The following is a 9,513-nucleotide window of genomic DNA, read 5'->3' on the forward strand; positions in this document are numbered from 1 at the left end:
GCGCTCCACCGCCGCCGCCACGCCCCTGGTACTGCGGACGATTGCGGCCACGCTGGTTGCGGTTGGCTTCACCACGCGCGGGCGCGTCGTCGCTGACGGGCGGGGCGTTGCGGTCCAGTTCGCGGGTGGTCTTGGCCATCATCGCCAGGCCGCGGTCGCGACGGCGATCCTCGGCCGGGATGGTCTGGCGGGTGAGGCGCTGGATGTCGCGCACCAACGAACGTTCGTCGTCGGCGCACAGGCTGATCGCCTGGCCCGAGGCGCCGGCGCGCGCGGTGCGGCCGATGCGGTGGACATAGGCTTCGGCCACATAGGGCAGCTCGAAGTTGACCACGTGGCTGACCGCATCGATGTCGATGCCGCGCGCGGCGATGTCGGTGGCCACCAGGGCGCGGCAGGAACCGGCCTTGAACGCCGCCAGGGCCCGCTCGCGCTGGCCCTGGGTCTTGTCGCCATGGATGGAGGCGGCGGTGACGCCGCAGGCTTCCAGGTGCTTGGCCACCCGGTCGGCGCCGCGCTTGGTGCGGGTGAACACGATGGTGCGGCTCATCTTGGCGTCGGCGAACAGCTCGGCCAGCAGCTCGCGCTTGTACTCGGCCTCGACGAAGATCAGCTTCTGGTCGACCCGCTCGGTGGTGGTGCCGACCGGCGCGACCGAAACCTTGGCCGGATCGTTCAGCAGCTCGCCCGCCAGCTTGCCGATCTCGCCCGGCATGGTGGCCGAGAAGAACAGGTTGGTGCGCTGCTTGGGCAGGTGGGAGACGATGCGGCGGATCGGCTGCAGGAAGCCCAGGTCGAGCATCTGGTCGGCCTCGTCGAGCACGAAAATCTCGGCTTCCGACAGGTTGGCGTTCTTCTCGCCCAGGTGGTCGATCAAGCGGCCGGGGGTGGCGACAAGGATGTCGACGCCGGTGGCCAGCGCCTTCATTTGCGGGCCGTACTTCACGCCGCCAAAGATCACAGCGACGGTGAAGCCGAGGTGCTTGCCGTAGGTGCGGAAGCTCTCGGCGATCTGGCTGGCCAGTTCGCGGGTGGGCGACAGCACCAGCACCCGGCAGCCGCGCTTGGGCGCGGGCTTACGGGTGGCGTCCAGACGATGCAGGATCGGCAGGGCGAAGGCGGCGGTCTTGCCGGTGCCGGTCTGGGCGATGCCCAGCAGGTCGCGGCCGGCCATGACGATGGGGATAGCTTGGGCTTGAATCGGGGTCGGGGTCTCGTAGCCTTCGGCGGTAAGCGCCTTGAGCAGGGCCGGGTTGAGGCCGAGGTCGGTGAACTTGGTCATGGGTAGCTTTTCAGGCATGCCAACCCAGGGCGGCCGAACGCGTCGGTCGCGCCTCAAGCGGGCGGATCGTCAGGGGAGCGCCCCGCGTGGCCTGGGCGATCTATGCGGAAGCTATTCAGAGCGCTCGACAGGCGAAGTGTGGATGACCACACCCCTCACGCGGCTGGAGCGCCGATAGCGCGCAAGTCTGCGCACGACGCCTAAATCGTTGCTGCGATGCGAAAAGTCAAGCTGCGATTGGCTCGGAGCTCAACGCGCGCTAGATAGCCCGCCCATGTCCGACCGGATCTTCTTCTCATTGGCCGCGCTGACGGCGATCGTGTTGATCGCGCTGGCGTTGGTCTACCCCCAGGCCGACGGCGCGCGCTCGCCCGGCCCGTTCGGCCATGAGACCACCGCCGACGCCGCCGCCCGCCAACCCAAGCTGCGCCCGGCGATCACCAAACCCAAGAAGTCCGGCATCCTTTGAGCGTCCAGATCGATCCCATTTCCATCGGTCGCCGCGTGCTGCGAATCGAGGCCGAGGCGCTCGGCTGCGCCGCCGACGGCCTGGGCGAACCGTTCGCCCGCGCCTATGCGCTGCTGCGAGGGCTGAAGGGCCGGCTGGTCTGCACCGGGGTCGGCAAGTCGGGCCATGTGGCGCGCAAGATCGCCGCCACCCTCGCCTCCACCGGCACACCCGCTATGTTCGTCCACGCGGCCGAGGCCAGCCATGGCGACCTGGGCATGATCGGGACCGACGACGCGTTGCTGGCCCTGTCCAAGTCCGGCGAGGCCAAGGAGCTGGCCGACGTGGTGGCCTACGCCAAGCGCTTCGGCATCCCACTGCTGGCCATGACGGCCAATCCGCACAGCGCGCTGGGCCGGGCGGCCGACATCCTGCTCCTGCTTCCCGACGTCGCCGAGGCCGCCGACGCGGTCGATGCGCCGACCACCTCCACCACCCTGCAGATGGCGCTGGGCGACGCCCTGGCGGTGGCGCTGCTGGAGGGCCGCGGCTTCACCCGCACCGACTTCAGCACCTTCCACCCTGGCGGCAAGCTGGGCGCGGCGCTGCGCACCGTGGGCGAGCTGATGCACCAGGGTGCGGAGCTGCCGCTGGCGCCGCTGGTCGCGAGCATGGCCGACACCCTGCTGGTGATGACCGAGAAGCGCTTCGGCTGCGCCGGCGTGGTGGACGCGGACGGCCGGCTGCTGGGCGTGATCACCGACGGCGACCTGCGCCGCCACATGGGCGGGCTGATGGATCACCGGGCAGGCGAGGTGATGAATCAGGCGCCGCGCACGGTTTCGCCGTCCATGTTGGCGGCCGAGGCGTTGAAGCTGATGAACGATAGCCGCATCACGGTGTTGTTCGTAGTCGAGGACCACCGTCCCATCGGCATACTGCACGTCCACGACCTGCTGCGCTCAGGGGTCGTGTAGCGCGAGCCAGCCGAACGGCGCCGCGTCCCTGTCACGAACCGCGTCTACCGATCGCCTATCACCGATCCGATCTTCTGGAGACCTTGATGCCCCTGTCGAAGCCCCGCGCCGACCTCGTCCCCAACACCTTGGAGTACGAGATCACGCCGTTCGTAAAGGCGACCGGGTTCCGCGAGTACGACGCGCGCTGGATTTTGGGCAAGGAGATCAACTACCTAGGCATAAGCGCGCTCGGCGTGGGCCTTGGGACCTATATCCACGAGGTCGGCGTGAAGCCGCGGGTAGTGGTGGGCCACGACTACCGCTCCTATTCGGTCAACGTGAAGCAGGCGCTGTGCCTCGGCTTGATCGCGGCGGGCTGTGAGGTGCTGGACATCGGCCTGGCCCTGTCGCCCATGGCCTACTTCGCCCAGTTCGACCTGGACGCGCCCTGCGTGGCCATGGTCACCGCCAGCCACAACGAGAACGGCTGGACCGGCGTGAAGATGGGCGCCCAACGCCCCCTCACCTTCGGACCCGTCGAGATCGGCCGGATAAAGGAACTGGTGCTGGGCGGGCTCGGCGTCGAGCGTCCCGGCGGCAAGCTGACCCAGGTCGAGGGCGTGATGGAGCGCTACATCGCCGAGAACGCCTCGCGCTGTAACCTCACCCGGCCGCTGCGGGTGGTCGCGGCCTGCGGCAACGGCACCGCCGGCGCCTTCGCCCCCGAGACGCTGAGGCGCATGGGCGCCGAGGTGATCCCGATGGACTGCGACCTCGACTTCACCTTCCCGAAATACAACCCCAACCCCGAAGACCAGGAGATGCTGCACGCCATGGCCGAGGTGGTCCGGCGCGAGGGCGCGGACCTGGCCTTCGGCTTCGACGGCGACGGCGATCGCTGCGGCGTGGTCGACGACGAGGGCGAGGAGATCTACGCCGACAAGATCGGCCTGATGCTGGCGCGCGACCTGTCGGTCCTGCACAAGGACGCCAAGTTCGTGGTCGACGTGAAGTCGACCGGCCTCTACGCCACCGACCCGATCCTGAAGGCCAACGGGGCCGAGACCGTCTATTGGAAGACCGGCCACAGCTACATCAAGCGCAAGACCGCCGAGATCGGCGCGCTGGCGGGCTTCGAGAAGTCCGGCCACTTCTTCTTCAACGAGCCGCTCGGGCGCGGCTACGACGACGGCTTTGTGGCGGCCTGCGCGGTGCTCAACATGCTGGAGCGCAACCCCGACAAGAAGCTATCGGACCTGAAGAAGGCCCTGCCGATCGCCTTCACCTCGCTGACCATGAGCCCCCACTGCGACGACGAGAAGAAGTACGGCATCGTCGAGGAGGTGGTGAAGGAATACGAGGAACTCGGCCGGGCCGGCGGCTCGATCCTGGGCCGCAAGATCATCGACGTGATCACCGTCAACGGCGTGCGCGTGGCGCTGGAGGACGGGTCCTGGGTGCTGGTCCGCGCCTCGTCCAACAAGCCCGAACTGGTGGTGGTGGTGGAGAGCTCGCAGTCGGCCGACGACATGCGCGCCCTGTTCCACAAGGAAGTGAAGCCGCGTTTGGCCAAGCGGCCGGAAGTGGGCAAGTACAACCAGGAAATCTGAGGCGTCTTTCCTCCCCTGCAAAGCGGGGGAGGAGGTAGTCCTCGGTCAGGCTGCGAGCGCCTCACTCGGCGCCGCAGCCTTCGCCACGCGTCCCCGCTTGCGGCGGGCCTTGATCCAGCCCTGGGTGGGCATGTCGACCAGGTAGTGGAAGGCCACGGCGAAGGCGACCGCCACGCCCAGCGCCACCCACCAGGCCGCCCAGCCGGCGGTCAGGCCTACGGGCAGCTTCCTGGCCACCACGTGCTCGACCCCGAAATAGACGTTCCGCACGAACTCGTTGGTGATGAAGATGGCGAAGGAGACCAGCGCCCCCTTCTCCAAAAGATAGGACGGCCTGTTCACCGGGATGGCGCCGGCCGCCATCACCAGGGTGGCGATCAGCGCGATGCTGAGGAAGTCGAAGGCGCCGGCGAACTGCAGCGCCACGACGCCCACCGCCGCGACCACCGCCGCGATCCGCGCCAGCACCGGGCGGATGTAGACGGTCTCCGAAATGCGGGCGAGCGCCACGCCCAGCAGGAACAGCGGGATGGCCCGGATCACACCGATGCGGGTCGGAAACTCGTAGATGCGCTTGCCGATCAGGTGGCTGGAGGCGAGGTCGGCCAGGATCATGACGCCCACGGCCACCGCCAGCACCACGGCGGGAGACTTGATCTTCGCCTGGGCGCGCCAGATCAGCGGGAAGAAGGCGTAGCAGGCCAGCAGCGCCGACAGCGACCAGGTCGGCGAGTTCCAGCCCTCCCCGCCCGGCACGCCCAGCGCCTGGACCAGGAACAGCTCGGCCGGCAGGTCGGGCCAGCTCAGATACTCGGGATGCTGCGGCGCGATGCCCGCCAGGCCGGACAGGACCAGCAGGACGATGAAGGCGGCGATCATGATCAGGTGGGCCGGGACCAGCCTTTGGGCCCGGCGCATGAAGAAGGCGAAACCGCCGATACCGTTGTTCTCCACCCGCTCGCCATAGATGCGGCCGAGCACATAGCCCGACACGATCAGGAAGAAGTCGGTGGCCAGATACCCGCGGGTGAACAGCGGGTGCACCTTCTCCAGCGGCACGGGGCTGGCGTAGGAATAGTGGTAGACCACCATGAAAAAGGCCGCGAGGAAGCGCAGGGCATCCAGCGTCCCGCCGCGCATCAGCGGCAGCGGACGCCCAGGTTCGACCTGGATGGGAACGGCGGCTTTGGACGACATGGCGGGCTCCTGCACCGGCTCTCAGCGGTCGTGGAGCAAGCCTTTTGCCATGCGAACGGTTGACGGGTCGTTCGCGCGGAACGGGAATTTCAGCTGGCCGCGGCCCCAACCACCCGGTCGTAGGCCGAGCGCCTCACGCTGGACAGGACACGGCCGAGCATGGGTTCGAAGGCCTCCAGCGGCATCGAACCATAGGCGGGATCGAAGGATTTCTGGTCGTAGAGGTGGCAGAACCGGGCCGTGCGCTCGAACCCCGGATGGCCGCGGAACCGGTCGCGCGCATTCCTGTCGCGGCCGGTGAAGTCGTAGAAATAGTAGCCCTGGAAGATGGTGTGGTTCTCCACCATCCAATGATTGTCCTCGCCGACATAGGGCTTGAGGATCGCGGCGGCGACGCCCCCGTGGTTGGCCGGCCCCACCGTGTCGCCGATGTCGTGCAGCAGGGCGCAGACCACGTATTCCTCGTCCTCCCCAGCCCGATGCGCGCGCGTGGCGGTCTGCAGGCTGTGTTCCAGACGGTCGACGGCATAGCCGCCATAGTCGCCGCCGAGCAGCTTGAGATGGGCGACGATCCGGTTCGGGAGGTCTTTCAGGAACGGGTCCCGGTGGCTCATGATGAGCTTCCAGTCGTCCGCGTCGCCCTCGGTCATCGCCGCGAACTTCGCCCGCGCATCGGCGTGCTGCTCGCCGTCGGCCATCGGCTTTCCTCCCGCCTGCTTATTTTGCAGGAAGGCTGCTCCGGGGTCGCAAGGGGGTCAAGTCGTCCCCGTATGAGGACAAGGCTCGCCTACCCTCAGGCCGCCGCCAGCTTCACCGCGCCGACGATGTCGCGCACCACCTCGGCCACCAAGCGTTCGTCATCGCCCTCGGCCATGACGCGGATCAGGGGCTCGGTGCCCGACGCGCGCACCAGCACCCGGCCGGAGCCGTTCAGCCTGAGTTCGCCGTCATGGATGGCCTGCTGCACCCGGTCGGTCTTCAGCGGTTCGCCGCCGGCGAAACGGACGTTCTCCAGCTTCTGCGGCACCGGCTCGAACTGGCGGGCGAGCGCGCTCATCGGCTTGCCGCCGGTGACCAGCACGGTCAGCACCTGAAGCGCCGCGATCAGGCCGTCGCCGGTGGTGGAGATATCGGACAGGATCACGTGACCGGACGCCTCGCCGCCGAGGTTGAACCCCCCCTCGCGCATTCGCTCCATCACGTAGCGGTCGCCGACCTTGGTGCGTTCGAGCTTGAGGTTGCGGGCCTCCAGGAACCGTTCCAGCCCCAGGTTGGACATGACCGTGGCGACAACGCCGCCGCCGGACAAGCGACCGGCCTCGGCCCAGGCGCCGGCGATGATGGCCATGATCTGGTCGCCGTCGACGGTCTGGCCGCGCTCGTCGCAGATCACCAGCCGGTCGGCGTCGCCGTCCAGCGCGATGCCGATGTCGGCGCGGTATTCGCGCACCGCCTTGGCCATGGCCCCGGGATAGGTCGAGCCGCACTCGTCGTTGATATTGGTCCCGTTGGGCGTGACGCCGACGGGGATCACCTCGGCGCCCAGCTCGTACAGGGCGGTGGGGGCGACCTTGTAGGCGGCGCCGTGGGCGCAATCGATCACCACCCGCAGGCCGTTCAGGGTCAGGCTCTTGGGGAAGGCGGCCTTGACGATCTCGACATAGCGGGCCTGAGCGTCGTCGATGCGCTGCACCCGACCGAGGCCGGTAGGGGCGGCCAGACCCTCCTGCAGACCCTCGTCCATCAGCGCCTCGATCTCGGCCTCGCGCGCGTCGGACAGCTTGTAGCCGTCCGGGCCGAACAGCTTGATCCCGTTGTCGGCGAAGCTGTTGTGGGAGGCGGAGATCATCACGCCCAGGTCCGCGCGCATCGAGCGGGTCATCATCGCCACCGCCGGCGTCGGCAGCGGGCCGAACAGACGCACGTCCATGCCCACGCTGGCGAAGCCGGCCACAAGCGCCGGCTCGATCATGTAGCCCGACAGGCGCGTGTCCTTGCCGATCACCACCAGGTGGCGGCGTTCGGGATCGCGCAGGAACAGCTTGCCGGCCGCCAACCCGACCCGCAACGCCACTTCGGCGGTCATGGGATGCTTGTTGGCCTGGCCGCGGATACCGTCCGTACCGAAATAGCTGCGCTTGCTCATACACCTAGGGTCCCGTGCAGGGGGGCGTCATAGCAGAAGAGAGCTTATGAGCGGTAACCGTCCCTGCACCTTCGCAACGTGGCGAAACCGAGATTTACGCTTTCCGTCACCGCTTGGTGCTAGGAGGCGGGCGGACCAGCAGGATTACAGACCACCCATGTGCGGCATCATCGGCATCGTCGGGACCACCCCTGTCGCGGAACGACTGGTGGAGAGCCTGCGGCGACTTGAGTATCGCGGCTACGACTCCGCGGGCGTGGCGGCGGCGGACGGCGGCCATGTCGCGGTGCGGCGGGCGGCGGGCAAGATCCGCAACCTGGAAGCGGCGCTGCGGGACGCGCCCCTGGCCGGGTCGGTCGGGATCGGCCACACCCGCTGGGCCACCCACGGCGCGCCGTCGGAGCGCAACGCCCACCCCCATACAGCCGGGCGGGTCAGCCTGGTCCACAATGGCATCATCGAGAACTTCGCCGAGCTGAAGCGCGAACTGCAATCGGTCGGCCACGTCTTCTCCAGCGACACCGACACCGAGGTGATCGCCCACCTGATCGACCGCGAGCTCACCACCGGCAAGGCGCCGCTGGATGCGTTCAAGACAGTGCTGGATCGGCTGCATGGCGCCTATGCGCTGGCGGTGCTGATCGAGGGCGAGGCCAACCTGATCCTGGGCGCCCGGCGCGGCAGCCCGTTGGTGGTGGGCTATGGCGACGGCGAGATGTTCCTGGGCAGCGACGCGCTGGCCGTCGGCCCCTTCACCCAGACCGTGGCCTATCTGGAAGAGGGCGATTACGTCGCCATCGACCACAGCTCGGCCAAGATCTTCGACGCCGCGGGCTTAAGCGTGATCCGCGCCAAGCGGGTGGTGCCGGCCTCGGCCGCGCTGGTCGAGAAGGGCGAGTACCGCCACTTCATGGAAAAGGAGATCCACGAACAGCCCGACGCCTGCCAGCACACCCTGTCGGCCTATCTGGACCCGGTGGCCATGAAGGCCCGCCCGCCCGAGGGGTTCGACTTCGAAGGTGTGGAGCGTATCCAGATCGTGGCCTGCGGCACGGCCTACTTCGCCGGCCTCACCGCCAAGTACCTGTTCGAACGGATCGCCGGGCTGCCCGTGGACGTCGAGATCGCGTCCGAGTTCCGCTACCGCGAACCGGCGGTGTCGCCGGGGACGCTGGCGCTGGCGGTGTCCCAGTCCGGCGAGACGGCCGACACCCTGGCCGCGCTGAAATGGTGCAAGGCCCAGGGGCTGAAGACCGCCGCCCTGGTCAACGCCCACCAGTCTTCCATGGCGCGCGAGGCCGACTTCATGTGGCCGACCCACGCGGGTCCCGAGATCGGGGTCGCGTCCACCAAGGCCTTCACCGCTCAGGTCGCCGCCCTGACCGCCCTGGCCGTCGCCGCCGCCGCCCGTCGCGGTCGCATCGACGCCATGGAGGAGGCGCGCCTGGTCCAGGCCCTGCTGGAGGCGCCGCGCCTGATCACCGAGGCGCTGCAGGTGGAGCCGGCCACGCGCGACCTGGCGCAGGAACTGTCCAAGGCGCGCGACGTGCTCTACCTCGGTCGCGGGGCGGCCTATCCGCTGGCCATGGAAGGCGCGCTGAAGCTGAAGGAGATCAGCTACATCCACGCGGAGGGCTACGCGGCGGGCGAGCTGAAGCACGGCCCTATCGCCCTGATCGACGAACAGACCCCGGTGATCGTGATCGCCCCCTCCGACGCCCTGCTGGAGAAGACCGTCTCCAACATGCAGGAGGTCTCGGCCCGCGGCGCGCCGATCGTCTTCATCACCGACGCGGCGGGCGCCGCCCATGCCCAGCCGGGCGCCAAGGTGCTGATCGCGCCGACCTGCGATCCGCTGATCGCGTCGCTGG

8 protein-coding genes are annotated in these 9,513 nt (G+C 68.5%); 4 read left to right on the forward strand and 4 right to left on the reverse strand.

Features of this window, described 5'->3' with window-relative positions:
• The coding region (locus GSQ87_RS02515) for a DEAD/DEAH box helicase (protein ID WP_158912978.1) at positions 1-1,282 on the reverse strand (1,282 nt) is incomplete at its 3' end.
• Positions 1,283-1,556: 274 nt separating this feature from the next.
• On the opposite strand from GSQ87_RS02515, the gene GSQ87_RS02520 reads away from it, so the two are divergent.
• The 3 genes from GSQ87_RS02520 (at position 1,557) to GSQ87_RS02530 (ending at position 4,299) form a co-directional block, all read left to right on the forward strand.
• Positions 1,557-1,751, forward strand: a complete 195-nt coding sequence (locus GSQ87_RS02520) for a hypothetical protein (RefSeq protein WP_158912979.1) — start codon at positions 1,557-1,559, stop codon at positions 1,749-1,751.
• On the forward strand, positions 1,748-2,707 hold the full coding sequence (locus GSQ87_RS02525; protein WP_158912980.1) for an SIS domain-containing protein: 960 nt from the start codon (positions 1,748-1,750) through the stop codon (positions 2,705-2,707). Before GSQ87_RS02520 ends, GSQ87_RS02525 begins: the two co-directional genes overlap by 4 nt.
• An 86-nt stretch (positions 2,708-2,793) precedes the next feature.
• A complete protein-coding gene (locus GSQ87_RS02530; protein ID WP_158912981.1) occupies positions 2,794-4,299 on the forward strand; it encodes a phosphomannomutase/phosphoglucomutase in 1,506 nt (501 codons plus the stop codon).
• Between the two features lie 45 nt (positions 4,300-4,344).
• On the opposite strand, the gene GSQ87_RS02535 is transcribed toward GSQ87_RS02530, so the two are convergent.
• The 3 genes from GSQ87_RS02535 to glmM form a co-directional block, all read right to left on the reverse strand.
• The gene (locus GSQ87_RS02535; protein ID WP_158912982.1) at positions 4,345-5,496 is read right to left on the reverse strand and encodes an acyltransferase; all 1,152 of its coding nucleotides are present in this window, start codon (positions 5,494-5,496) and stop codon (positions 4,345-4,347) included.
• An 89-nt stretch (positions 5,497-5,585) separates the two neighbouring features.
• Positions 5,586-6,194 carry an HD domain-containing protein gene (locus GSQ87_RS02540; RefSeq protein WP_158912983.1) on the reverse strand — a complete coding sequence of 203 codons (609 nt, stop codon included), beginning with the start codon at positions 6,192-6,194 and terminating at the stop codon, positions 5,586-5,588.
• 95 nt (positions 6,195-6,289) lie between these two features.
• The gene (gene glmM, locus GSQ87_RS02545; RefSeq protein WP_158912984.1) at positions 6,290-7,642 is read right to left on the reverse strand and encodes a phosphoglucosamine mutase; all 1,353 of its coding nucleotides are present in this window, start codon (positions 7,640-7,642) and stop codon (positions 6,290-6,292) included.
• Positions 7,643-7,799: 157 nt separating this feature from the next.
• On the opposite strand from glmM, the gene glmS reads away from it, so the two are divergent.
• On the forward strand, positions 7,800-9,513 hold a 1,714-nt coding region (gene glmS / locus GSQ87_RS02550), incomplete at its 3' end, for a glutamine--fructose-6-phosphate transaminase (isomerizing) (protein ID WP_158912985.1).

Origin of the sequence: Caulobacter sp. S45, assembly GCF_009765965.1 — a bacterium.
Classification (GTDB): Bacteria; Pseudomonadota; Alphaproteobacteria; order Caulobacterales; family Caulobacteraceae; genus CAHJWH01.